Here is a 24,182-nt window from a genome sequence, read left to right as displayed (position 1 = left end):
CCCACGAGGGCCCGTCCAGCTCAGTCGGGGGCGACGCGTCGGTCGCGGCTGGAAAAAACAAGCGCGGTGCAGGCGGGGGTGTTCGGCATGCGCGGCGTTGGTGCTGCAATATGGTCAATGTTTGTGTAATTATGCCACAGGTCCAACACGCACTGGCGACCCTTCGCTACACGCCGCGCTGTCCGCAAGGCAGTGTGGGGCACTACGGGACAGATCGTCGGTCGATAGTTGGCACGCTATCAGCAACCGCTGTGGCCTGTCATATGCTGCCAGGAGAATGAGCATGAGGAAAGAAAAAGATCAGCTGCGTGCAGCCGCCCTCTTCTATCACCGCAATCCGAAACCGGGCAAGGTGGCGATACTGCCAACCAAGCAGTTGACCAACCAGTACGACCTGTCGATGGCGTATTCGCCGGGGGTTGCCGCCGCCTGCGAGGAGATCGTCGCCTTCCCGGCCGAAGCGAGCACACTGACCTCGCGCGCCAATCTGGTCGGCGTGATCACCAACGGGACGGCGGTCCTCGGACTTGGTGCGATTGGTCCGCTGGCGGCCAAGCCGGTCATGGAAGGTAAGGCCGTGCTGTTCAAGAAGTTCGCCGACATCGATGTTTTCGATCTCGAGGTCGAAGAGCGCGATCCCGATAAGCTGGTCGAGATCATCGCCTCCCTGGAGCCGACCTTCGGCGGCATCAATCTGGAGGACATCAAGGCGCCGGAGTGCTTCTACGTCGAGCGGAAGCTGCGCGAACGGATGAAGATTCCGGTCTTTCACGACGACCAGCACGGCACGGCGATCGTCGTTGGTGCGGCGATCCTCAATGGCCTGCACCTGCAGGGGAAGGACCTCGACAAGGTAAAACTGGTCACCTCCGGCGCTGGCGCCGCGGCCCTGGCCTGCCTCGATCTACTGGTGATGCTCGGAATTCCGGTGGACAACATCTGGGTGACCGACATCAAGGGGCTGGTCTACGAGGGGCGCGTCGAGGACATGGACGAGATCAAGGCGCGCTACGCGAAGCAGACCGACGCGCGCACGCTTGGCGAGGTCATCGCGGGTGCCGATGTCTTCCTCGGCTTGTCGGCCGGTGGCGTCCTGAAGCAGGAAATGGTGGCCAAGATGGCGCCATCACCGTTGATCATGGCGCTGGCAAACCCCAACCCCGAGATCCTCCCGGAAGACGTCAAGGCTGTGCGTAGCGATGCGATCATGGCCACGGGGCGTTCGGACTATCCCAACCAGGTGAACAATGTCCTTTGTTTCCCGTTCATCTTTCGTGGTGCGCTCGACGTCGGCGCGACGACCATCACCGAAGAGATGAAGCTGGCCGCGGTCAAGGCGATCGCTGAACTGGCGCGCGCCGAGCAGTCGGAAGTGGCGGTCAGGGCCTACGGCGAGAAGGTTGCCAACTTCGGCCCCGAGTATCTGATTCCGAACCCCTTCGATCCGCGCCTGATCAGCAAGATCGCGCCGGCAGTTGCCGAGGCGGCGATGGCCTCAGGCGTTGCTACCAGACCGATCAAGGACCTGGAGGCGTACCAGGACAGCCTTGACGAGTTCGTGTATCACTCCGGTCTGATCATGAAGCCGGTCTTTTCGCAGGCCAAGCAGGCGCCACGGCGCATCGTCTTTGCTGAAGGTGGTGACGACCGCGTGCTGCGCGCGGTGCAGGTCATTGTCGACGAAGGTATCGCCAAGCCGATTCTCATCGGTCATCCCGGTGATATCGCCCGCAAGCTCGAGGCCGCGAACCTGCGCGTACGTCCGGGTATCGACTTCGAGGTCATTTGCGCCGGTCACAGTCACTTTTTCGACGACCATTTCGAGGCTTACTGGCAGGAGTATCGACGGCTGATGGAGCGCAAGGGGGTGTCGGCCGATTTTGCCCGGCGTGAGGTGCGCCGTCGCCCCTCGCTCTTTGGCGCGCTGATGGTACGCCAGGGCGATGCCGACGGCCTGATCTGCGGCACCTTCGGTCGCCACCGCGTACACAGGGAGCACGTCGAGAATGTCATTGGTCTGGCGCCGGGGGTCAAGAGTCTGTATGCCATGAGCGCGTTGCTGCTGCCCGATCGCACGCTGTTCATCGCCGATACCTATATCAACTACGAGCCAAACGCCGAACAGCTGGTGGACATGACGCTGCTGGCTGCCGACGAGGTTCGCCGTTTCGGCGTTACCCCGCGCGTGGCGCTACTGTCGCATTCATCGTTTGGTTCCGAGAACACGCCAACGGCCTTGAAAATGCGCGAAACCTTGCGCTTGCTGAGGGAGCGCGCCCCGCGCCTCGAGGTCGAGGGCGAGATGCACGGCGACGCGGCGATCGACGATCAAATTCGCCAGCGAGTTTTTCCGGGCGACGCGCGCCTGAAAGGGCAGGCCAACCTGTTGATCATGCCGACGCTCGACGCCGCCAACATCTCGTTCAACCTGTTGAAGGTCGCTTCGGGCAATAACGTCACTATCGGGCCCATTCTGCTTGGCGCCGCCCAGCCGGTGCATATCCTGACGCCGACGGCGACCGTTCGCCGCCTGGTCAACATGACGGCTCTGGCCGTTGTCGACAAGCTGATGAACGAGCGCTGAGCATCCGGCGCGGAACTGGTCTGAGCAGATTCATCCTGTTCGAGAGGTCCCGTGGCGCCGCGCTGAGCGATCTTGCTCAGCACGTCGCCACGGTCGGTAGGGAGCAGCTGAACGCCGTCCTTGAACTCTGAATAATTGATGTGCTACATTACATAGCCTGTCTATCCCCTTATTTTTTCAGCCGTTGGCTCGCGGGTGATGGGCTGCAGTAGAATTGTCGTCAATTATCGGTTCATGCAGGAGGCTTGCGATGCGGATGATGCTGAGAGCAGTAGTGCTGTGGGGGGCCCTGGTAGTGGGTACCGGTCTGGCCTCGATGGACGCCGTGCACGCGGCCGACAAGGCCGGCAGCAAGAGCGAAGCGCAGAAGAGCAAAGCCCGGACAGCGGAAAAAGCGAAAGCGGCACCGGTCAGCAAGAAGGCGTCGAGCAAGAAAGTTGCGCAGCAAGGCAAGGCAGTGCCGCGGGTGTCGAAGGCCAAATCCACCCGTGTCGCCAAGGCCAGTACGGCGGCGCCGATTGGAAAAAGCAGTGCTTCGCGCACAGCTAAGAAGCAGAGGACTGTCGACCCGTCGATGGCCAGCGCCGTTGACCTGTGGCATGGCCAGGAGCACCTGGCGGTCCGCTCGGGTTCGGCACTGGTGATCGCACAGGACGGGGGTGAGGCTCTCTACGAGAAGAACGCCAGGATTGTCGTTCCCATCGCGTCGATCACCAAGGTAATGACGGCCATGGTGGTGCTTGACTCGATGCCTAACCTGCAAGCGCCGATTACCATTACCGACGAGGATGTCGACTACCTGAAGGGGAGTCGTTCTCGCTTGCAGGTGGGCGCTGTGCTCACCCGTGAAATGGCCCTCTTGCTGGCGCTGATGTCCTCCGAGAATCGTGCAGCAAACGCCCTCGGTCGTCACTATCCCGGGGGCTTGTCGGCCTTCGTGGCGGCAATGAATCGCAAGGCTGCAGCGCTGGGAATGAGCAGGACGCATTTCGAGGATCCGACCGGCCTGACCAGCAATAACGTGTCCACCGCACACGACCTGGCGAGAATGGTCGCTGCCGCCTATCGCTACCCACTAATTCGCGAGTTTTCGACGACCCCGGGCGCCACCGCGGAAGTGAAGGGGCGCGACCTCGAGTATCGCAATACCAATCAATTGGTCAAGAGCCCGACCTGGGAAATTGGTCTGTCGAAGACCGGCTACATTCAGGAAGCAGGAAAATGCCTGGTTATGCAGGCGCGTGTCGCCGACCGACCGGTGGTGATCGTGCTGCTTGACTCATCTGGCAAGCAAACGCGTATCGGTGATGCAAATCGCATCAAGCGTTGGATGGAAAGCGCATCAGCATCAGGCAAAGCAACGCCCGCGTGACCCTGCAGCAGCGGACGAAAGCCACGGCATGCCGTGGCTTTTTTTTTCCGCTACCGAGCGATTCGTCGTCGTTCTGCGATCATGCCCGGCCCGGCCTGGAGGAACGCGCATTCAGGGCAGCGGTCGCGCAGTTTCCCGGCTGGCTGGCAGGCGGTGACGGAGGAGTCTGAATGAATTGCGGGCCCTGACTGCCGTACGTGGAATCGCTCTCCTCACGTTCGCTGAAGCGCGAATTCTTGCGCATCTTGTCTGGTAGGATGCGCCGTGATGGAAAAGACTCTTATCATTAAATTCGTGAGTTGGATTCGCTGGGCACAGTTGCTTTGCGTGCTGGCGGTCGCCTTGCTGGCCGCCAGAGCGCAGGCGCAGCCAGTCGAGCCAGTGATGGTGGTCATCGCTCACCAGGCGACCAGCGAAGAAGCCATCCCGCGAGCATCCTTGCGCGCCATCTTTGGCATGCTTCTGCAGAAATGGCCGAGCAACACGCCGGTGAAGGTTTTCGTTCTGCGCGATGACGCCCCCGAGCACGCCACTTTCAGCAAGAGCGTGCTGCAGGTGTTTCCCCACCAATTGCGAATGGCATGGGACCGACAGGTGTTTTCGGGTCAGGGACAGTACCCCGAACAGGTCGGTTCAACCAAGGAGATGCTCTCTCGGGTGGCGTCCACGCCTGGCGCAATGGGTTACGTCAAGGCGAGCGAGGTTGATCAGAATGTACGTGTACTCAAAGTTCGCTAGGTCCCTCTTGGGCATTGCCGCGATAGCGGTGCTGTCGCTATCGGCGACACGGGCGCGGGCCGTCGATTTCCTGGACGGCGATCTGCAGTTGCATGGCTTCTTTTCACTGACCCTGGTGAACACCTCGGACAACAACTTTTTCGGGCCGAGTGATGACCAGATCAGCAATGAATTCAGCGAGGTCGGGGTGAACGCTTCGTGGCGACTGACACCAGACGTTCAACTGTCTGGCCAGCTGCTTTCGCATCGAGCGGGTGGCACCGATGATGGCCAGGTGCGCCTCGATTACGGTCTGCTTGACTGGACTACGGCATCGAGTGAGGAGGGGCGGAGCGGCGTGCGGGTAGGGCGGATCAAGACCGCCTACGGTTTGTACAACAAGACGCGCGATGTTCCATTTACCCGACCGAGCATTATCCTGCCGCAATCGATCTACTTCGATCGAACGCGTAACTTGACGGTTTCTGCCGATGGTGCGGAGATCTACCTGGAACGCTACGACGAGGCTGGTTCGCTTTCCGCCAGTTTCGCGCTTGGCCAGCCGCAGACGAACAGCGAGTCGGCGACGGTGGCCTTGGTCGGTCTGAATCCACCAGGTCATCTGGATGCGAAGCTGGCTCCGGATTTTCAGGTGCTTTACGAAGGCCAGGGCGGCAAGTACCGGCTCGGGTTCACCGCCCTGCAGGTCGACCTGCGTTACAAGCCAGGCTACGCTGACCGCCTTGGTGCTGGCCGTTTCAAGCTTACGCCCCTGATCTTCTCGGCCCAGTACAACGCCGAGAACTGGAGCCTGACGGGTGAGTACGCCAGTCGTCGTATCTCGGTGAAGGATTTCGGCCCCTTCTTCTACAACGGCGATGCGCTTGGCGAGAGTTACTATCTGCAGGCCACCTACCGCCTGGCACCAAAGTGGGAAGCGCTTCTGCGTTACGACGTGTACTATGCGGACAAGGGTGATCGTAATGGCGAGGACTTTGCCGCAGCCACCCGTATGCCCGGCTTTACGCGCTATGCCAAAGACTGGACAGCCGGCGTTCGTTTCGACGTCACTCCGCAGTTCATGCTCCGCGCGGAGGTGCATCAGGTTGATGGAACAGGTTTTCTGGCGGTCCAGGACAATCCTAACCCGCAGGATCTTCATCGTTACTGGGACAGCTTCATGCTCCTCGGTTCGTTCCGTTTCTAGTCTCTGCAAATGTTGGCCAGTTCGCCTCCGGCGAAAGCGCGTAGCGCTGCCCGTTTCCTCAGTCTGAGGTGGAAAATCCTGTTGACTCTTGGCGGAGTGATGCTATCGGTCAACGGGGCGCTGTCGTGGCTGCACTTCCATGACCTGACGACGCGCTTCGAAGTGCAGCGGACGGCGACCAGAGAGCGTCTGGTGGGCCAGGCACTTGCTCTGCGCACCGACTTCGGGCTCCGTTTGCAGGCGCTGGCCGGCATGCTGGCCGCTCTGGACTCGGTCGGCGTCGGCCTTTTCCAGACGCAGGCAGGCAATGCCCTGCTGCGACAGCACTTCGACAGCTACTGGTCGGTCCTGCAACTCGACCTGGGGCTGGATTCGCTGCAGGTCTACGCGCAAAGCGGTCCGCCCTTGGCCACCTGGCGCACCCATGCACTCGCTGCGGTGGAGCCGGACGCGGAGGTTCGCGCCGTCATCGGGCAGGAACGAGCGATGCACTGGACGCGCTGCGAGCAGGTGTGCACGCAGTTCGCCGCGGCGCCGATCCTCTCGGCTGGTCGCGTTGCCGGAGCGGTGGTCCTGGGCAGTTCTCTGGCCGACGTGGTGGTCTCGTTCCACCGCTTGTCCGGTGCTGATCTCGGCGTTCTCGTTCCAGCCGCCGACCCGGTTGGCAGGAACGCGCTGCCTGCCTTGGGTCTGCAGGTCATCGGTTTGAGCAATATGGAGCGCACCCTGCCCCTGCTGCAGCAGTTGACGGCCCTTCCGCCGCTGCGTGCTGAGCGCGCCTGGCGTCTGCTCGCGTACGATGGCCGGCAGTTCGAGTTGTCGTTTCTGGCGCTCGATCCCGGCGTTGAGGGACAGGCGGAGGCCGTGCTGGTCGTCGTCGACGATCTCACCCAGGCGCTGGCCGATATTCGAAAATCGGTCTGGAGTCGCCTGCAGGGCGAATTGCTGGCTTCGCTGTTCTCGCTACTATTGCTGGCGCTGCTGGTGCACGCGCCCTTGCAACGTATGACACAGGCAGTGCGTGCCATTCCTCTGCTCGGGCGCAGCGCCTTCGCCGAGGCACGGGCGAGGATCGCGCCGCGCACTCGGCGACTGGTCGATGACGAAATCGACAGCCTGGACGAGGCGGCGGTTGCCCTGTCGCATCGGCTGGAAATTTTGGAGAGCGACGTCGCGGCCCATTCTGCAGAGATGCAGGGAATGTTGCAGCGGATTTCGGTCGAGCGCGATTTCAGCAGGAACCTGCTCGATACCGCGCAAGTGATCATTCTGACCCAGGCTGCCAACGGCCAGATTCTTACCCTGAATCGCTACGGGCAGTTGCTCTCGGGTTGGGCGGAGGAGGATTTGCCGGGCAAGCACTTTTCCGAACTGGTCTGTCCGGACGGATCTTCGGAACTGTTGATTCAGCAGGCAGTGCGGGAAATTGCTGCCGGCGAACGTCAACACGTGCAACTGGAATCGATTATGGCGAGCGCCAACGGCCAGTTGTATGAGATTACCTGGAACCACTCCCGGCTTTCCGGGTCTCGCGATGCAGTGATGATTCTCTCGGTGGGCATCGACCACACGGAACGCAAGCGCGCCGAGTCGCATGTCAGCTATCTGGCCGAGCACGATCCGCTCACGGGTCTGGTGAATCGACAGCATTTCCAGCATGAACTCGATCAGGCGCTGGCCAGCGCCCGCCGTTCCTCGCATGACGGAGCACTGCTTTATCTCGACCTCGACGGGTTCAAATACGTCAACGATCTGAACGGGCACCAGGCAGGTGATGCCCTCCTGCGGGTGGTCGCCGATGAAGTCGGCAGTGTGGCGCGCGGCAGCGATCTGTTGGGCCGCCTGGGTGGTGATGAACTGGGCATCTTGCTGCACGAATGTGATCGCGACGGTGCCATCCAGGTGGCCGAGAAAATCAACAGGCAACTTGCCGAGATCAAGTTCCCGGGCTTGGGAGCGAACCATCGTGTCTCTGCCAGCATCGGGATCGTCGTTTTTTCCGAGGCCATGATGGACGTCAAGCAGCTTCTCGCCAATGCCGACATCGCCATGTATCAGGCCAAGTCGAAAGGCGGCGCCGGCTGGCACCTCTATTCAGAGGGTGAGGGTGTGCAGGAGAAGATGCAGAGTCGCCTGTACTGGGAGGAGATGATCAATCGCTCACTGGGCGACAGCGGTTTCATCGTGTACTACCAGCCGATCCTGGATATTCGCGCTCGGCAGGTCAGTCATTACGAGGCCCTGGTACGCATGCGGGGAGAAGATGGCTCGCCGATCCCGCCCGGTGCGTTCATGGAAGTGGCCGAGAACAGTGGCCTGATACGCGAGATCGATCGCTATGTGATCCATGACGTCTTTGGCAAGATGCTGGCCCTGTTTGCTGCCGGAAAGTACTACAAATTCTCGATCAACCTGTCGGGCGTCAGCATCAATGATCCGCGCCTGCTTTCATTCATTCGAGATGAACTCGCGCGTGGCGCGATGTTGCCGAGCCATGTCATCTTTGAGATTACCGAGACCGCGGCCGTGTCGGATTTTTCCAAGGCCCGAGCGTTCATGAACGCCGTACGGGAACTCGGTTGCGCGTTTTCGCTCGACGACTTTGGCGTCGGCTTTTCTTCGTTCAACTACGTCAAGCAGTTGCCTGTCGACTACGTCAAGATCGACGGATCGTTTGTCCGCACCCTGGTCGACAGCCCGGATGATCAGGTCTTCGTACGCGCGCTCGCCGAGGTGGCGCGTGGCTTTGGCAAGAAGACGGTGGCCGAGTTCGTGGAAGACGAACGGGCGCTGAACATGTTGCGCGCCTTTGGTGTCGATTACGCGCAGGGCTACTTCATCGGCAAGCCCGGCCCGGAGATTGTCTGAGCCGCGGGCTTCGGCCGGATTGAGCACGCTTGCGTGCGCGGGGAGGCTTTCGGCGGCGGTGCTATAATCGCCTGCTGACTTGCCACCCCTCTGCCTACCGTCCCCCAAGCATGGCGCTGTTCACCATTGGTATCAACCACCACACAGCACCACTCTCGGTTCGCGAGCAGCTGGCGTTTCATGCCGAAAGCCTGCCGCATGCCCTGGCTGACCTGGCCCACTGCAAACCGGTCCACGAGGCGGCGATCTTGTCGACCTGCAACCGCACCGAGCTCTACTTCGCTACCGATGCACTCGATGTCGCGACCCAGTGGCTTGCCGACTACCATCGCCTGGCGCGTCATGAAATTGTTCCCTACCTCTACACCTATCCCGAGCGCGACGCCGTACGGCATGCCTTTCGAGTCGCCAGCGGGCTGGATTCGATGGTTCTCGGCGAGCCGCAGATTCTCGGTCAGATGAAGGAGGCGGTACGTGTTGCCGAGGAGGCCGGAACTCTTGGCACGACACTGCACAAGCTCTTCCAGCACTCCTTTGCAGTGGCCAAGGAGGTGCGGTCGACGACGGCGATTGGGGCCAATGTGGTCTCCATGGCCGCCGCCGCCGTGCGCCTGGCGGAGCGAATTTTCGAACGTATCGCCGAGCAGAAGATCCTCTTTATCGGCGCTGGTGAAATGATCGAGCTGTGCGCCACGCATTTTGCGGCGCAGCATCCGAAACAGGTGGTCATCGCCAACCGCACGGTTGAACGCGGCCTGGTGCTGGCCGATCGGCTGGGAGGAACGGCGATCAGGCTTGAGGATCTCGGCGAGCGCTTGTCGCAGTTCGACATTGTCGTCTCATGCACCGCCAGCCCGCTGCCGATCCTCGGACTAGGGATGGTCGAGCGGGCGATCAAGGTTCGCCGCCATCGCCCGATGTTCATGGTCGACCTGGCCGTTCCTCGCGATATCGAGGTCGAGGTCGGCGAAATGGACGACGTTTTCCTGTACACCGTCGACGACCTGGCGCAGGTCGTTGAATCGGGTCTCGAGTCGCGTCAGGCCGCGGTGGTGGACGCGGAGTCGATCATCAGCGAACGTGTCGAGGGCTTCCTGCGCTGGCTTGCCACGCGTGGTACAGTGCCGCTCATTCGGTCACTGCGCGATGCTGCCGACCGTGCGCGTCGCCACGAGATGGAGCACGCGCTGAAGCTGCTGGCCAAAGGTGAAGACCCGGCCCGCGTCCTCGAGCGCTTCTCGCATCGCCTGACCAACAAGTTTCTGCATGCGCCGACGCAAGCATTGAACCAGGCCGGTGCAGACCAGGACGAGTTGCAGACGCTGGTCGGACGCTTGTTCCACCTCCATCCGGATTCCCGCTTCGGCGAGTAGCCCCCTCCGGCAACCGACGCCAGGCGGGTGCATCATTTTTCGCAGCTCGGCGCGCTTTAAGCGACTTCCCCATGAACCAGAGCATTTGCGACAAACTTGAACAGCTGACCGGTCGCCTCGACGAAGTCGGCCGCATGTTGGCCAGCAGCGAAGCAACGCAGGACATGGACGAGTTCCGCAAGTTGTCGTGCGAGTACGCCGAACTTGGCCCGGTGGTCGCTCTTTACCAGACCTGGCGACATGCCGAGGCCGAGCTGTCGTCGGCGCTCGAGATGCTCGCCGATCCGGAGATGAAGGAGTTGGCGGCAGCGGAAGTGGTCGCCGTCAGGGAGCGCTTGCCGCAGATCGAGAAGGATCTGCAGAAAATGCTGCTGCCAAAGGATGCCAACGACGATCGCAACGTTTTTCTCGAGGTGCGCGCCGGCACCGGCGGTGAGGAATCGGCGCTTTTTGCCGGCAATCTCTTTCGCATGTATACCCGCTTCGCTGAACGCCAGCGGTGGCAGGTCGAAGTCATTTCGGCCAGCGTTTCGGACCTCGGCGGCTACCGTGAGGTGATTGCGCGAGTCATCGGCAACGGCGTCTACTCGCGACTGAAGTTCGAGTCAGGGGCCCATCGCGTGCAACGCGTTCCCGACACGGAAACGCAGGGTCGGATCCACACCTCGGCGTGCACGGTGGCGGTGATGCCGGAGGCCGACGCGCTGGAGGAGGTGCAGATCAACCCGGCCGAGATTCGCGTTGACACCTACCGCGCTTCCGGTGCGGGCGGACAGCACATCAACAAGACGGATTCGGCGGTACGGATTACCCATCTGCCGACGGGGATCGTCGTCGAATGCCAGGATGATCGTTCGCAACACAAGAACAAGGCACAGGCCCTGTCGGTCCTGGCGGCGCGCATCAGGGACGGGCAGGAGCGCGAGCAGCACGCGAACATCGCATCGACGCGGCGGGACCTGATTGGCAGTGGCGACCGCTCGGAGCGAATTCGAACCTACAATTTCCCGCAGGGTCGAGTTACCGACCACCGCATCAATCTGACCCTGTACAAGATCGAAGCGATCATGGACGGCGACCTGGACGAATTGCTGGCTGCGCTTGCCGCCGAACACCAAGCCGATCAGCTGGCGATGCTTGCCGACAGCGAGTGATGCGAACTGCCCGCAACGAATGGCGGAGATCACTCCCGACGCTGCTCTGCGCTTTGGCTGAGCGCCTATCCGAATGACGATGACGCTGCATGCTGCATGGCGCTCGGCGAGCCGGCGCATCGATCGCCTTGATGCGCGCCTGCTTGTCGAGCAGGTGGCCACCTGTACGCATGCCGACCTGATTGCGCACCCGACACGCACACTCTCGGCAGATCAGCTGTGCCGGCTCGATGCACTGGTCAGCCGGCGCGCGTCCGGCGAGCCGCTGGCCTATCTTCTGGGCAGCGCAGAATTTTATGGCCGGGAGTTTGTCGTGACGCCGGCGGTGCTGATTCCGCGTCCGGAGACGGAACTACTGGTCGACCTGGCGATCGAACGTGTTCGCTCGTTGCCCTGCGCTCAGATACTGGATCTCGGGACCGGGTCCGGTGTTCTGGCGGTGACCCTGGCGCGGTTATGCCCGGGGGCGTTGGTTACGGCGGTTGATCTTTCGCCGGCTGCTCTTGCCGTAGCCAGCGGCAATGCGGTACGGCACGCAGTAGAAGTGAGCTTTCTTGCCGGTCACTGGTACACGCCGCTTGGCGAAATCCGCTTCGATCTGATCGTCGCCAACCCGCCTTATGTGGCGCACGCGGACCCGCACCTGCAGGGAGATGGTTTGCCTCATGAACCACGCATCGCGCTGACCGATGGCGTGGTCGGCGGTGACGGTCTGGCCTGCCTTCGCGAGATCATCCGCGGCGCCGTGAGGCATCTGAGGCCGGCTGGCTGCTTGCTGGTCGAGCACGGATACGATCAGGCCGCTGCGGTGCGGCAATTGTTGGGCCAGCAAAGGTTTGTCGAGCTCGGCTCGTGGTGTGACTTGGCGGGAATTGAACGCGTCAGTGGGGGGCGACTCGATTGACGCTGGACGCCGCGAGCCGGTAAACTGTTCTGTTGATTGTTTTTCATAACGAGTGGTCACTAAGAGGTTTTACGATGGATGCGCAGCAATTGATCAAAGAGCAGGTAACAGGCAACCCCGTGGTCCTCTACATGAAGGGGACGCCGCAGGCGCCACAATGTGGGTTCTCGTCGGTAACGGTGCAAATCCTCAAGGCCTGCGGAGTGTCGAGCTTCCTGAGCGTGAACGTACTCGAGAACCCCGAGATCCGTAGCGGTATCAAGTCCTACGCCAACTGGCCAACGATTCCTCAGCTTTACGTGCGCGGCGAGTTTGTCGGCGGCTGCGACATCATGCGCGAGATGTACGAGGACGGCGAGTTGCAGAAACTTCTTGAAGGCCTGGTCGATCCGCTCTGATCGCCAAAGTGCTTCTGCGGCCGGGCCCTCGCAGTGCGTCTCGCTGCGCGGGCCTTTTCTCAAGCGCTGGCCGGCGTCGCCTTGCCGACGCTCAATTCCTCGTACGCCCTGACCGCCTCGGCGGCATACATCAGTGTCGGGCCACCACCCATGTAGGTGCAGACGGCAAGTGTTTCCATCAGCTGTGCACGACTGACACCCAGGCGAATCAGCGCTTTCACATGAAACCCGATGCAGGCGTCGCAGCGGCTGGAGACGCCGATCGCCAGGGCGATCAGTTCCTTATCCAGCGCCGACAGCACGCCTGGCGCGAGGGCCGCTTTGGCCAGCGCATTGAAGCCCTGAATCGTCTCGGGAATTTCGTGGCGCAGGGTTCCGAGTGCCTTCGAAACATCGTGGGTGATCGTGCCAAATGACTTGCTCATCTGCGTCATGCTCCATTAATCAGAAAGCACTAATATACTGCGACGGAGCGTCTTCAGGCAACCCGTCTCCAGGCTGGAAACCTTGCGCGATTCGGGGTCTGCGCAGCGCCAATGGACGAGCGACTGGTGAATGATGGACGACGGCCGGGCTTGTGGGGGACGGGGTGGCGCCGGATGCACTCTGCTCTCTGATGTGCGGTCGCCGTGGATACTGTCAGAAGGTTACCAGGCGCGTGTTGGCTGATGTCAAGCGCTCGCTGAGGACCGCCAGAAATGACTGGTAGAAGTGCCCTCGGCAAGCGTCCGAAGCAGAACGCAACGAGCAGACGGCTATTCGTACCAGCTTGGCTTCGGTCACCGCCACGATGTCGGCGCTGCGTTTGCAGGTCGACTTGCCGATGACGGCCATTTCACCGAAGCAATCACCGGATGTCAGCATGTCCAGGAGCAGGCCATTCTTGAGCACCTTCAATTCGCCTTCGGCGAGGAAGCAGAAGAAGTCACCGAGGTCGCCGTCGCGAATGATCAACGTTCCGGGTGAAGCGCGGCTCCACTGCGAGAAGCCCATGATCTCCCATATCTCGACGTCGGAAAAGTCCGCAAAGAATGGGAAGCCACGCAGCGTGTCGAACTTTTCGAGATCGGCCATCTCGTGGGAGGACGCTTTCGGTTGCCCCTCACGAAAGGCTTGTGCCAGATCCTGGGCGAACTCCCGCCAGGTGGCGTAGCGAGTCTCGAGTCGCTTGCTCATTGCACGCGCGACGATGGCGTCGAGCGCTGCGGGGATCTCTCGGCGCAGCGTCGAAGGCCGGCGTGGTTCAGCGTTGATGATTTGGTAAACCATGTCGTAACTGTTGCGCGCCTGAAAAGGCAACTGACCGGTCAGCAACTGATACATGACGACGCCCAGTGAGTAGATGTCGGTCTGCTGATCGAGGACCTGTTCCTTGACCTGTTGCGGCGACATGTAGGCGGGGGATCCGATTCCCTGCACCAGGGTGTGATCGGGTGAGCCGATGATCGCCGCGCCGAAATCCGAGATCTTGATGTCGCCTTCGCTGGGGTCGGTGCCGGTGAACAGGATGTTTGCCGGCTTGATGTCGCGGTGGATGATGCCTGCCCGGAAGGCGAAGTCGAGCGCCCGTGTGCACTTGAAAACGATCTCAACGATGCGTTCGATCGATAACCGTCGGTCGGGCGTGCAGACCGTTTCCAGCGTGCCGCCGGCAACGTATTCCATGACGATGTAGCAGAGGTGGTCGTCTACGACCGCGTCGTAGATCTGGACGATGTGCGGGTGCGACAGCTTGCCGATCAGTGCCGCTTCGTTGAGGAAGAGGTGAGTGTAGAGTCTGCCCCGCTTCGGGTCTTTCAGGATGCCGGGAAACGCTACCTTGACCGCCACTTCGCGCTGGGTGAACGCGTCGCTGCCCAGGTAGACGGTAGACGTTGCTCCATGGCCGATTTCGCGGCGCAGTTCGTATTTGCCGATCTTTTCCACTGCCCGGATGCCTGCGGTGGGGGCCTAGCCGTGACGGGCGCGGGAAACTGCGGCCAGGACCTGCTCCGGCGCGGTACCGCCGATGTGCCTGCGGGCGGCCAGCGAGCCGTCGACGGTAAGCACCGCAAAGACATCGTTGCCAAGCAGCGGTGAGAAGCGTTGCAGTTCGGCGAGCGGGAGTTGTGCCAGGTCGACGCCAAGTTCTTCCGCTCGACGCACGGCCAGTCCGACGGCTTCGTGTGCGTCGCGAAAAGGCAGCCCCTTGCGGGTCAGATAATCCGCCAGGTCGGTCGCGGTGGCGAAACCTTCGGCCAGGGCGCTGTACATCCTTTCGCGATTGACGGTGATGCCGGCAATCATTTCGGCGAAGATGCGCAGCGTGTCGCTTACCGTATCGATGGCGTCAAACAGCGGCTCCTTGTCTTCCTGGTTGTCCTTGTTGTAAGCCAGCGGTTGGCCTTTCATCAGCGTCAGCAAGGCCGTCAGGTCGCCGTACACGCGGGCGGTCTTGCCTCGTGCCAGTTCCGGGACGTCGGGGTTTTTCTTCTGCGGCATGATCGAACTACCCGTACAGAAGCGGTCGGCGATCCTGATGAAGCCGAAGCACGGATTCATCCACAGCACCAGCTCTTCCGATAGGCGCGACAGGTGCATCATCAGCATGGCGCAGACGGCGCAGAATTCGATCGCGAAGTCGCGATCAGAAACTGCGTCGAGCGAGTTTTCGCAAACCCCCTCGAAGCCCAGCAGCTCGGCAACGTAATGGCGGTCGATCGGGTAGGTGGTGCCGGCCAGCGCCGCCGCACCCAGTGGCAGACGGTTGGTGCGGCGCCGGCACTCGGCAAGGCGTTCGGCATCACGCTGCATCATCTCGAAATAGGCGAGCAGGTGATGGCCGAAAGTGACGGGTTGGGCGACCTGGAGATGGGTGAAGCCGGGCAGCGGCGTGGCGGCTTCCTTTTCAGCCAGGTTGAGCAGACTGGTCTGGAACTGACGCAGCAGCGGAAGCAGGTCGTCAATCGCGTCGCGCAGATACAGGCGAATGTCGGTCGCTACCTGGTCGTTTCGCGAGCGCCCGGTATGCAGGCGCTTGCCGGCGTCGCCAACGAGGGTGGTCAGGCGCTTCTCGATGTTCAGGTGGACATCCTCGAGGTCGAGCGTCCAGACAAAGGTGCCGTCCTCGATCTCGCCGACCACCTGCGCCATGCCACGTTCGATATCGGCGAGGTCAGCGACGCTGATGATTTCCTGCTTGGCGAGCATGGTCGCGTGCGCTAGCGAGGCGCGAATATCCTGTCGCCACATCCGGCGATCAAAGTCTACCGAGGCGGTATAGCGTTTGACGAGGTCGGACATTGGCTCGGAAAAGCGGCCGGCCCAAGTGTATTGGGAAGAATCCGATTGGCTCATGGGGGACGGGTTCCTGGGCTAGAATCACTCGTAGAACCTTGGACAGGCGCCAATTCGAGTAATGGCAAGTATAAAGCAAAACCTGGCCGGCCAGCCGCTACCGGATTTCCGGAATTCCGGAGTCATGCTGCGAATCCTGCTCGGCGTGAACCTGCTGGCGCTGGGCGCCGCACTGGTGCAGAGCCAGGGGGTGCAGGACAGCGTGCAGCAGTTCATCGACATGGCCGCCTGGGTGCAGCCCTTGCTGCTCTTCAATCTGGCGCTGCTGGCGTTCGGCGCCAATATCCTGCGGCGAGTGCCGGCCTGGATAGGGCGTTCGACGGTGTTGCTGCTGGCAGCCGCTTCGGCGATCGTGTTGTCGGCGCTGTGGAATCACCTGCTCTTCGCCGACGCTGGTGGCCAGAGCCTGCTCAGGGCAGGCCTGCTTGCCGGGCTGGCGGCCGGCTTCATGCTTGCCTACTTTGCCTTGCGCGTCGGCGCCCTGTCGCCGGCGCTGGTCGAGGCGCGACTACAGGCGCTGACCGCACGCATCCGGCCGCATTTTCTCTTCAACACCCTGAATGCGGTGCTCTCGCTGATTCGCGCCGACCCGCGCCGTGCCGAGACGGCGCTTGAGGAACTGGCCGAGCTTTTTCGCGCGCTGATGCGCGATCATCGCGAACTGGTGCCGTTGGCTGACGAGCTGGCCCTGTGCCGGCAGTACCTGGATCTCGAAAAACTGCGTCTCGCCGAGCGTCTGCACGTCGAATGGGACATCGCGCCCGATCTGCCGCTCGACCTGAAAGTCCCGCCACTGATGGTGCAGCCACTGCTGGAGAACGCCGTTTATCACGGCATCGAGCCGTTGGGTGATCGCGGGTGCATTCGCATCAGCATCGGCCGCCGCGCTGACGCGCTGCAACTCGATATCGTCAATCCCTGCGCGGGCGGCGCCGATAATCAGCACGGCAGCCACATGGCGCTCGCCAACATTCGCGAGCGCCTTGCGCTTTACTATGACCTTGAGGCGCGCCTCGAAACCGACGCAGTAGCACTGGCCGACGGCCGGCACGAGTACCGGGTGCGCATCGTTCTGCCGTGCCGGGAGCAGGGGCGATGACTGTGTCCGTTGCCGCTTCCCCTCTTGCTCTGCTGGTTTGCGACGATGAGGCGCCGGCACTGGCGCGTCTGCGTGACCTGTTGACCGATATCGCGCCGGAACTGCCAAACGAGATCGTCGCCGAAGCCGACAACGGCCTGCGGGCTCTGGCGGCCGTCGAGGGCCGCCGGGTTGATGTGGCGCTGGTCGACATCCGCATGCCGAAAATGGACGGGATTGAACTGGCGCGTCATTTGTCTCGGCTTGAACACCCGCCGGCGGTGATCTTTGTTACCGCCTACGACGCCTACGCGGTGCAGGCCTTCGAGCTCAATGCCATTGACTACCTGGTGAAGCCGGTGCGTGCGTGGCGCCTGTTGGAGGCGTTGCGGAAAGTGCGCCGGAAACGAGTGCCGCCCGGGTTGCTCGCGCAACTGCCGCAGGCTGCGCGCAGCCACCTTTCCTGCCACGAACGGGGCCGGCTGTTGCTGATTGCGGTGGCTGACATCATTTACTTGCGGGCCGACTTGAAATACGTCACGGCGCGTACCCGTGATCGCGAGTTCCTGCTTGACGAGTCGCTGACCCATCTCGAACAGGAGTTCGGCGCACAGTTCATTCGTCTGCATCGCAGTGTATTGGCAGCGCGGAATGCGCTTTCTGGTTTCGAGAAGGGTGGCGATTGCGACGACGCTGACGCGCAGTGGCAGGCTATCCTGCGCGACGTGCCGGATCGGCTGCCGGTCAGTCGCCGGCAGTGGTCCTTGCTCAAATCCTTCGCGCGCCAGCTGAGTTCCTGAGCGGCAACCGCGGCACCCGGAGGAGGCTCGGGAGTCGCTTCTTGACGCTCATCAAGGTAGCCGGTGACGGTTTTTCTATAATTCCGGCTGCCATCCGACGAGGTCGTCATGAAGTACTTTCAAGGCTTGAGAAAACTGTTCTGCCTCCTGCTCGGGGGAGCGCTCGTTCTGCCGGCTGCGGCGCTCGACATCGATCGCGCCAAGGATATCTACGGTCCGTGCGCGGCCTGCCATGGCCCCTTCGGCGCTGGCGGCAAGCAAGGCGAGTACCCACGCATCGCCGGCCAGTCGCCAAAATACGTCGAGCAGCAGCTACTGGCCTTCCAGAGTCAGGTGCGAATCAACTTGCCGATGTATCCGTATACCAGGGAGCGCGAACTCGATGATCAGGATATGAAGCTGGTCGCCGCTTACCTGGCGCAGATCGAACTGCCGACGCGGCCGCCGGAATTCAAGGACAGCGACGACGCTCTGGCGCGCCTGCTGGCAATGGAGAAGGTGATGATCATCCCGCGTGCCGCCGGCGATATCGAAAACGGCAAGTCGGTCTACCAGAAAAACTGCGCCGTCTGCCATGGCAAGACGGCGCAGGGGCGCGGCATGTTCCCGATGCTCGTTGGCCAATACACGAACTACCTGCAAAAGCAGATCGACGCCTACCTCCAGGGGGATCGCCCGCACGACGAAGAAGGCGCCAAAACGGGAACCTTGTACAGGCTGAAGGACGGCGATAGCCAGGATGTCCTGGCCTATCTGACGACCCTTCAGGCGGTCGAGCGGTAAGCGGCGCCGTTCGAGGGGGCGCGGTTTGGAATGACATGCTCATTCCCGCTTTCCGGGTAACAGTCCGCGTAGGTAGCCAGCGAAGGCCAGTCTTTCCGGTGCTGCGCGCGCGCAGGAATCGATTTCAACGACGGCATTGTCGGGGCAAGCGCGCTGGCCAAGCGTGTTAGAATCGCCTCTGATCGAGATGCCTTTGGGGTGATGCTGCCCTCGCGCGCCGGCTTTCTGGTGCGCTTGGCAGCGCGTTTGCCGGAGACCTGCCTTGAACTCTGCACGTCCAGATGAGTCGCGTATCGTCATCGCCTCGCGAGAGTCGCGCCTTGCCATGTGGCAAGCGGAGTTCGTGCGCGGGCGTCTCGCAGAACTATACCCGCAGCGCAACGTCGAGATCCTTGGCATGACCACCCGTGGCGACCAGATCCTCGATCGCCCGCTGGCGACCATCGGCGGCAAGGGTTTGTTCATCAAGGAACTCGAAGTGGCGATGCAGAACGGCCAGGCCGATATCGCGGTGCATTCGATGAAGGACCTGCCGATGGACATGCCCGATGGCTTTGTCCTTGGCGCCATCTCGTCGCGCGAGAACCCGTGCGACGCCTTTGTTTCCAACCGCTTTGCCAGGCTCGACGACCTGCCGGCCAAGGCCGTGATCGGCACCTCGAGCCTGCGCCGCGAGGCGAGTCTGCGCGCTTGCTATCCTGATCTGGTCATCAGGAGCCTGCGCGGCAACCTCGATACGCGTCTGCGGAAGCTTGATGCGGGTGAGTACGACGCCATAATCCTCGCTGCCGCGGGCCTGATTCGACTCGGGCTGGTCGGCCGAATTGCGTCCGTGTTGACCCCCGAGCAGTCCTTGCCGGCGCCAGGCCAGGGTGTGCTCGGTATCGAGGTGCCAGCCCAGCGCGCTGATTTGATCGCCTTGGTGGCTCCGCTCAACGATCCTGCTGCGGCTCAATGCGTGCGCGCGGAGCGTGCTTTTTCACGCGCCCTGGGCGGCAGCTGCCAGCTTCCTCTGGCCGCGCATGCGATGCTCGAGGACGGTCTGCTCTGGCTGCGTGGCTTTGTCGCTTCACCAGACGGCAGGCAGCTGCTTGCGGGTGAGTTGCGCGGCACGCCAGACGACGACGAGGCCGTCGGCCGTGCCCTGGCGCAGATGCTGCGCGACCAGGGAGCAGACGCCATACTTGACCAGCTTGCAGCAGGGCAATGACCGAGGCATTGCGCGGCAAGAGAATCGTCGTCACGCGGCCGCGTGCGCAAGCGCCCCGGCTGGCCGCCTGGATCGCCGAACACGGCGGCGAGCCGCTGCTTTTTCCGTTGCTCGAGATAGCGCCAGCTGACGACCCGGAGCCGTTGCGCTTGGCCATCGCAGCGCTTGACGGCTATTCGCTGGCGATCTTCATCAGCCCGAATGCCGTCGAGCACAGCGTTCCGGAAATCCTTGCGGCTCGTCAGTGGCCGGCCGGTTTGCAGGCGGTCGCCATTGGTCAGGGGAGCCTTTCCTTGCTGCTGGCGTACGGGATCAGGAACCCGCTCGCTCCGCTCGAACGCTTCGATTCAGAGTCCTTGCTCGAACTTCCGGCATTGCAGAGCCCCGGTGTTGCTGGCAAACGGGTGGTAATCTTTCGCGGCAACGGTGGCCGTGAGTTCCTTGCCGACAGCTTGCGGGAGCGCGGGGCGGAGGTCGACTACGTGAGCTGTTACCAGCGTTCGTCGCCGGCGAGTGCCGCCGTGCTCGAAGCGCTTTGGCGCAACGGCCGCCTTGACGCCCTGACAGTCTCCTCCAGCGAGGGTTTGCGGAACCTTGTCGACCTGCTCGACGCCTCCGCGCGTGCGTCTCTGTGTACCACTCCGGTGTTCGTGCCACACCAGCGGATCGCCGATTTGGCGCAGAAACTTGGTTTGCAGCGGGTGATTCTGACCGAACCGGCAGATGCTGGGATCATTGCTGCTCTGAACGTATATAATTGGCGGTCATGATGAAAGAAGAAATCGACCCAAGGTCTCCACTTTCCGAACAAGCTGCCGCGGAGTCGGCTGGCAAGCCGCCACCAGAGGAGCAGCCGTCAGCGGGTACTCGCGCAGAACCCGAGAGCGAGTCGTTGCCCGCGGGCGAACAGCGGCCGGAGACGGGGCAGGTCCCGGAAGCTGAGTCACCGGTCGACAAGGAGCCGTTGCCGGAAAGTCGAGCAACGACGCCCGAGGATCCGCCACGCGCCGAGGTGCAAGCATCTGCAGAGAGTGCTGCTCAGACGCCATCGCCGGCCAGTCAGCCAACGCCTGACAGTGCACAGGGTACAGGCCAGCCCCCGGCAAGCCGGGCGGCGGCGGATCAGCAGTCGCCCGGCTGGCGCAGTCCGTGGTTGCTGGTGGTGCTGGTAGCCCTTGGGCTGGCCGGCTGGCAGTGGTTCGAAACCCGGGAGAAACTGGCCGATACGCAACAGGAGTTGGCCCGTCGCCTCGCCGACAGCGATTCGAGTGGCGCCGAAATCCGCGCGCTATCCAAGGGTGCGACCGAGCAGGTGGCTGGTGTTCTCGGTCGCCTTGCGGCCCTTGAGGGGAAAATTGGCGAATCGCAGAGCCAGCAGGCGATGCTCGAGAAGTTGTACCAGGATATCGCCCGCAACCGGGATGAGTGGGCACTCGCCGAAGTCGAACAAAGTGTGACCCTGGCCGCGCAGCAGTTGCAGCTGGCGGGCAATGTGCAGGCAGCCGTACTCGCCCTGCAAACCGCCGACGCCCGCCTGGCGGCGAGCAGCCGGCCACAGTTCGTCAGCCTGCGCAAGGTTTTGAGCAATGATCTCGACCGCCTGCGTGCTTTGCCGCAGATCGATGTTGCGGCCATGAGTTTGCGCCTGGAAAGTGTCATCAACGCCATCGACACGATTCCCCTGGCTGTCGATGGACGTTCCCGGCCGAACGGCGAGGGCGCGAAAGAAAGCGCAGACGGTGCGGCGGCGGAAGTGTCGTCGCCCCCGGCTGCTGAATGGCCTTCGGTAAGCAGCGTCGAGTTCTGGGAGAAACTGGTCAGCGCTGAGCTGTGGCAGCGATTGGGTCGCGAGATCTGGGGCGAAGTCAAGTCGCTGATCCGGATCCAGCGCGTTGACCGCGATGAGCCGGCCTTGCTCGCGCCGGGCCAGGCGTTTTTCTTGCGCGAGAATCTCAAGTTGCGTCTACTCAACGCGCGCCTGGCTTTGCTGGCGCGCGATCAATGGACTTTCCAGAACGAGCTGAAGCATGCCCGGGCGTGGATCGATCGCTACTTTGATACCAGCGATAGCTCGCTGCAGACCGCGCAAAGCAATCTGGACCAGCTCGTTGCCACCGAGATCAACATCGAGATGCCGACGCTCAATGAAAGCCTGTCGGCGGTCAAGACCTTCAAGCTCGGTCAGGAGCGCCAGTGAGAGGGCTACTTTGGCTACTGGCACTTGCTGCCACGGCTGTCGGCGTTTCGCTGGCAGCACGGTACAACGACGGCTATCTGCTGCTGATCGTCCCGCCGTATCGCATCGAGATCGCACTCAGTCTGGCGATTCTTCTCTTCTTCACCTCCTTCGCCCTGCTGTACCTGCTGCTGCGGACAATTGGGCTGACGCTCTCCCTGCCCGGCCGGTTTGGCGACTATCGCGCACGTCGCCGTCGCGAGAAGGCCACGGCGTCTCTTCATGAGGCCATTCGCCTGCTCTTCGAAGGGCGTTTCACGCAGGCTTTGAAGAAAGCCGGCGAGGCGCACGCTGCTGGCCAGTCGCCGGGCGTGGCAGCCTTGCTGGCCGCACGGGCCGCGCACGGTCTTTGCGAACCCGAGAAGGAGCAGGAGTGGCTCGGCCGCGTCAACGACTCGCGGCTGGATCCTGCCCGGCTGATGCTGGAAGCCGAAATGGCCATCGACCATGAGCAGTATGTCGAGGCGGTGAGCTTGTTGCACGCCCTGCAGAACATTTCTGGTCGGCACATCGCCGCGTTGCGCCTTGAACTGCGTGCCCAGCAGGGTTGCGGCAACTGGCCGGAGGTGTTGCGGCTGGCACGCCTGCTCGAGAAGCGCGAAGCTTTGGCTCCGGAATTGGCGCAGGAAATCAAGACCCAGGCGCACCAGGAAACCATCCGCCGGCAGCAACAGGCCGACGAGGGCCAATTGCTCGCCTACCTGCGTGCCATACCGGCCAAGGAGCGCAGCCTGAGGCTGACGCACACCGCCTGCGAAGCCTTGCTTGAACACGGGGTTGACGATGATGCGCAGCGCATGATCGAGAAACAGCTCGACGTGCAGTGGGATTCGGACTTGGTGCAACTCTATGGCCAGGTGCGGGGCAGCGACCTGACTTCGTGTATTGCTCGCGCCGAGAAATGGCTGCCGCAGCATCCCGACGACGCACAACTGCTGCTCGCCTTGGGCCGCCTGTGTTTGCAGCAGCGTTTGTGGGGTAAAGCGCAAATCTACCTCGAGGCCTCACTGTCGCTGGTCGATCAGCGCGCGGTCAGGCTTGAGTTGGCTCGCCTCTTCGAGCAGACCGAACGCTGGGATGAGGCCATGCCGCATTACCGGGCCGCCGCCGAGCAGGTCGCCCTGCGTCCTTCAACGCCGCTTCTTCGCCCTGGCCTGAGCTCTCCTCGCGCAGTGCCTCGTTTGCCCGGCTAGGTCTATCGGTCTCCCTCCCGCTTAGACCCACTCTCGCGGTTCCAGCAGCGCGTAGAGTTCTGCTTCCGGGCTGCCGGCCGTGGGTCGCCAGTCGTAACGCCATTTGACGGTCGGTGGCAGCGACATCAGGATCGACTCGGTTCGTCCGCCCGACTGCAGGCCAAACAGCGTTCCGCGATCCCAGACCAGATTGAATTCGACGTAGCGCCCCCGCCTATACGCCTGAAAGTCGCGCTCGCGTTCTCCGTAGGGCGTTCCCTGGCGCTTGTCGATGATCGGCAGGTAGGCTTCGGTAAACGCTTCTCCGACGGCTTGAGTCAGGGCGAAGCAACGCTCGAAACCACCCTCGCTCAGGTCGTCGAAGAACACGCCACCGACGCCACGTGGTTCATTGCGGTGTTTGAGGAAAAAGTACTCGTCGCACCATTTCTTGTAGCGCGCGTGGACGTCTTTCCCGAAAGGGAGCAGCGCCTTCTTGCACGTGGCGTGGAAATGCCGGATGTCTTCGCTGAATGGATAGTAGGGGGTCAGGTCCATGCCACCGCCGAACCACCACACCGGTTCAGCATCGCTCCTGGTCGCCACCAGCGCGCGCACGTTCATGTGCGCGGTCGGGCAGTAAGGGTTTTGCGGGTGTAACACCAGCGATACGCCCATCGCTTCGAAGGCGCGACCAGCCAGTTCTGGCCGCTTTGCGGTCGCCGAAGCGGGCAGCGTGGAACCGCTGACCTGCGAGAAGGCTACGCCACCGCGCTCGAAGACGCGACCGCCCTCGATGATGCACGTGCAGCCCCTGCCGGCGAGCGGCCCACCGGCTGCCTTTTGCCAGCTATCGGCGCGGAATTGTCTGCCGTCGGCGCCCTCGATTGCTTCCAGCGCCGCGACTATGCGCGTCTGCAAGCCGGTGAAATAGCTCCTCAGGAGTGCCGCGTCGATCATTTCGAGGGTTCGCCGGCCGACCCCCACCAG

General features: G+C 62.3%; 20 protein-coding genes. 16 read left to right on the top strand and 4 right to left on the bottom strand.

Annotation, left to right across the window (positions count from 1 at the left end):
- Positions 1-283: 283 nt before the first annotated feature.
- From QZ634_RS17850 to grxD, 9 genes are all read left to right on the top strand, one after another.
- Positions 284-2,584: an NADP-dependent malic enzyme gene (locus tag QZ634_RS17850; protein WP_291990751.1), complete on the top strand. Its 2,301-nt coding sequence runs from the start codon at positions 284-286 to the stop codon at positions 2,582-2,584.
- Positions 2,585-2,834: 250 nt separating this feature from the next.
- Entirely contained in the window at positions 2,835-3,956 is a 1,122-nt protein-coding gene (gene pbpG / locus QZ634_RS17845; protein WP_291990749.1) for a D-alanyl-D-alanine endopeptidase, read from the top strand.
- Between the two features lie 267 nt (positions 3,957-4,223).
- Positions 4,224-4,694, top strand: coding sequence for a hypothetical protein (locus tag QZ634_RS17840; RefSeq protein WP_291990747.1), 471 nt, complete (start codon positions 4,224-4,226; stop codon positions 4,692-4,694).
- Entirely contained in the window at positions 4,669-5,880 is a 1,212-nt protein-coding gene (locus QZ634_RS17835; protein WP_291990745.1) for a hypothetical protein, read from the top strand. The genes QZ634_RS17840 and QZ634_RS17835 overlap by 26 nt, the downstream gene beginning before the upstream one ends.
- A gap of 81 nt (positions 5,881-5,961) precedes the next feature.
- A complete protein-coding gene (locus QZ634_RS17830; protein WP_291990743.1) occupies positions 5,962-8,748 on the top strand; it encodes an EAL domain-containing protein in 2,787 nt (928 codons plus the stop codon).
- A gap of 110 nt (positions 8,749-8,858) precedes the next feature.
- Positions 8,859-10,121 (top strand): glutamyl-tRNA reductase, encoded by a 1,263-nt coding sequence (gene hemA / locus QZ634_RS17825; RefSeq protein ID WP_291990741.1) that lies wholly within the window; start codon positions 8,859-8,861, stop codon positions 10,119-10,121.
- Between the two features lie 71 nt (positions 10,122-10,192).
- Positions 10,193-11,275, top strand: a complete 1,083-nt coding sequence (prfA, locus tag QZ634_RS17820) for a peptide chain release factor 1 (RefSeq protein ID WP_291990739.1) — start codon at positions 10,193-10,195, stop codon at positions 11,273-11,275.
- 73 nt (positions 11,276-11,348) lie between these two features.
- Positions 11,349-12,179, top strand: coding sequence for a peptide chain release factor N(5)-glutamine methyltransferase (gene prmC, locus QZ634_RS17815; protein ID WP_291990737.1), 831 nt, complete (start codon positions 11,349-11,351; stop codon positions 12,177-12,179).
- 74 nt (positions 12,180-12,253) lie between these two features.
- On the top strand, positions 12,254-12,577 hold the full coding sequence (gene grxD, locus QZ634_RS17810) for a Grx4 family monothiol glutaredoxin (RefSeq protein ID WP_291990735.1): 324 nt from the start codon (positions 12,254-12,256) through the stop codon (positions 12,575-12,577).
- A 59-nt stretch (positions 12,578-12,636) separates the two neighbouring features.
- Here the strand turns inward: grxD and QZ634_RS17805 are convergent, their stop codons facing one another.
- The 3 genes from QZ634_RS17805 to argH all read right to left on the bottom strand — a co-directional run bounded on the left by QZ634_RS17805 (position 12,637) and on the right by argH (position 15,913).
- On the bottom strand, positions 12,637-13,002 hold the full coding sequence (locus tag QZ634_RS17805; protein WP_291990733.1) for a carboxymuconolactone decarboxylase family protein: 366 nt from the start codon (positions 13,000-13,002) through the stop codon (positions 12,637-12,639).
- Positions 13,003-13,216: 214 nt separating this feature from the next.
- Complete coding sequence (locus QZ634_RS17800) at positions 13,217-14,503, bottom strand: serine/threonine-protein kinase (RefSeq protein WP_291990731.1); 1,287 nt, start codon at positions 14,501-14,503, stop codon at positions 13,217-13,219.
- 24 nt (positions 14,504-14,527) lie between these two features.
- Positions 14,528-15,913 carry an argininosuccinate lyase gene (gene argH / locus QZ634_RS17795; RefSeq protein ID WP_291990728.1) on the bottom strand — a complete coding sequence of 462 codons (1,386 nt, stop codon included), beginning with the start codon at positions 15,911-15,913 and terminating at the stop codon, positions 14,528-14,530.
- A gap of 124 nt (positions 15,914-16,037) precedes the next feature.
- Here argH and QZ634_RS17790 point away from each other — a divergent pair, with 124 nt between their 5' ends.
- The 7 genes from QZ634_RS17790 (at position 16,038) to QZ634_RS17760 (ending at position 23,213) form a co-directional block, all read left to right on the top strand.
- Positions 16,038-17,012, top strand: coding sequence for a histidine kinase (locus QZ634_RS17790; RefSeq protein WP_291990726.1), 975 nt, complete (start codon positions 16,038-16,040; stop codon positions 17,010-17,012).
- Positions 17,009-17,791: a LytTR family DNA-binding domain-containing protein gene (locus tag QZ634_RS17785; protein WP_291990724.1), complete on the top strand. Its 783-nt coding sequence runs from the start codon at positions 17,009-17,011 to the stop codon at positions 17,789-17,791. Before QZ634_RS17790 ends, QZ634_RS17785 begins: the two co-directional genes overlap by 4 nt.
- Before the next feature lie 108 nt (positions 17,792-17,899).
- Entirely contained in the window at positions 17,900-18,574 is a 675-nt protein-coding gene (locus QZ634_RS17780; RefSeq protein ID WP_291990722.1) for a c-type cytochrome, read from the top strand.
- A gap of 262 nt (positions 18,575-18,836) precedes the next feature.
- Positions 18,837-19,784, top strand: coding sequence for a hydroxymethylbilane synthase (gene hemC / locus QZ634_RS17775; protein ID WP_291990720.1), 948 nt, complete (start codon positions 18,837-18,839; stop codon positions 19,782-19,784).
- Positions 19,781-20,554 (top strand): uroporphyrinogen-III synthase, encoded by a 774-nt coding sequence (locus tag QZ634_RS17770; RefSeq protein ID WP_291990718.1) that lies wholly within the window; start codon positions 19,781-19,783, stop codon positions 20,552-20,554. Before hemC ends, QZ634_RS17770 begins: the two co-directional genes overlap by 4 nt.
- A complete protein-coding gene (locus QZ634_RS17765) occupies positions 20,551-21,981 on the top strand; it encodes a uroporphyrinogen-III C-methyltransferase (protein WP_291990716.1) in 1,431 nt (476 codons plus the stop codon). The genes QZ634_RS17770 and QZ634_RS17765 overlap by 4 nt, the downstream gene beginning before the upstream one ends.
- Entirely contained in the window at positions 21,978-23,213 is a 1,236-nt protein-coding gene (locus tag QZ634_RS17760) for a heme biosynthesis HemY N-terminal domain-containing protein (RefSeq protein ID WP_291990715.1), read from the top strand. The genes QZ634_RS17765 and QZ634_RS17760 overlap by 4 nt, the downstream gene beginning before the upstream one ends.
- A 21-nt stretch (positions 23,214-23,234) precedes the next feature.
- Here QZ634_RS17760 and hemF read toward each other — a convergent pair whose 3' ends face one another.
- A complete protein-coding gene (gene hemF, locus QZ634_RS17755; RefSeq protein WP_291990713.1) occupies positions 23,235-24,152 on the bottom strand; it encodes an oxygen-dependent coproporphyrinogen oxidase in 918 nt (305 codons plus the stop codon).
- Positions 24,153-24,182: the final 30 nt, after the last annotated feature.

Source organism: Candidatus Accumulibacter sp. ACC007 (genome assembly GCF_907163205.1).
In the GTDB taxonomy this organism is placed as follows: Bacteria; Pseudomonadota; Gammaproteobacteria; order Burkholderiales; family Rhodocyclaceae; genus Accumulibacter; species Accumulibacter regalis.
The sequence above is the reverse complement of the archived record's forward strand: the minus strand, read 5'-3'. Positions and strand labels throughout refer to the sequence as shown.

Coding starts and splice junctions, on each gene's coding strand:
- QZ634_RS17790 (WP_291990726.1), top strand. CDS start 16,038: ATGCTGCGAATCCTGCTCGGCGTGAACCTGCTGGCGCTGGGCGCCGCA.
- QZ634_RS17780 (WP_291990722.1), top strand. CDS start 17,900: ATGAAGTACTTTCAAGGCTTGAGAAAACTGTTCTGCCTCCTGCTCGGG.
- QZ634_RS17850 (WP_291990751.1), top strand. CDS start 284: ATGAGGAAAGAAAAAGATCAGCTGCGTGCAGCCGCCCTCTTCTATCAC.
- grxD (WP_291990735.1), top strand. CDS start 12,254: ATGGATGCGCAGCAATTGATCAAAGAGCAGGTAACAGGCAACCCCGTG.
- pbpG (WP_291990749.1), top strand. CDS start 2,835: ATGCGGATGATGCTGAGAGCAGTAGTGCTGTGGGGGGCCCTGGTAGTG.
- QZ634_RS17835 (WP_291990745.1), top strand. CDS start 4,669: ATGTACGTGTACTCAAAGTTCGCTAGGTCCCTCTTGGGCATTGCCGCG.
- QZ634_RS17840 (WP_291990747.1), top strand. CDS start 4,224: ATGGAAAAGACTCTTATCATTAAATTCGTGAGTTGGATTCGCTGGGCA.
- QZ634_RS17785 (WP_291990724.1), top strand. CDS start 17,009: ATGACTGTGTCCGTTGCCGCTTCCCCTCTTGCTCTGCTGGTTTGCGAC.
- QZ634_RS17770 (WP_291990718.1), top strand. CDS start 19,781: ATGACCGAGGCATTGCGCGGCAAGAGAATCGTCGTCACGCGGCCGCGT.
- QZ634_RS17765 (WP_291990716.1), top strand. CDS start 20,551: ATGATGAAAGAAGAAATCGACCCAAGGTCTCCACTTTCCGAACAAGCT.
- QZ634_RS17805 (WP_291990733.1), bottom strand. CDS start 13,002: ATGAGCAAGTCATTTGGCACGATCACCCACGATGTTTCGAAGGCACTC.
- prfA (WP_291990739.1), top strand. CDS start 10,193: ATGAACCAGAGCATTTGCGACAAACTTGAACAGCTGACCGGTCGCCTC.
- hemA (WP_291990741.1), top strand. CDS start 8,859: ATGGCGCTGTTCACCATTGGTATCAACCACCACACAGCACCACTCTCG.
- hemF (WP_291990713.1), bottom strand. CDS start 24,152: ATGATCGACGCGGCACTCCTGAGGAGCTATTTCACCGGCTTGCAGACG.
- prmC (WP_291990737.1), top strand. CDS start 11,349: ATGACGATGACGCTGCATGCTGCATGGCGCTCGGCGAGCCGGCGCATC.
- argH (WP_291990728.1), bottom strand. CDS start 15,913: ATGAGCCAATCGGATTCTTCCCAATACACTTGGGCCGGCCGCTTTTCC.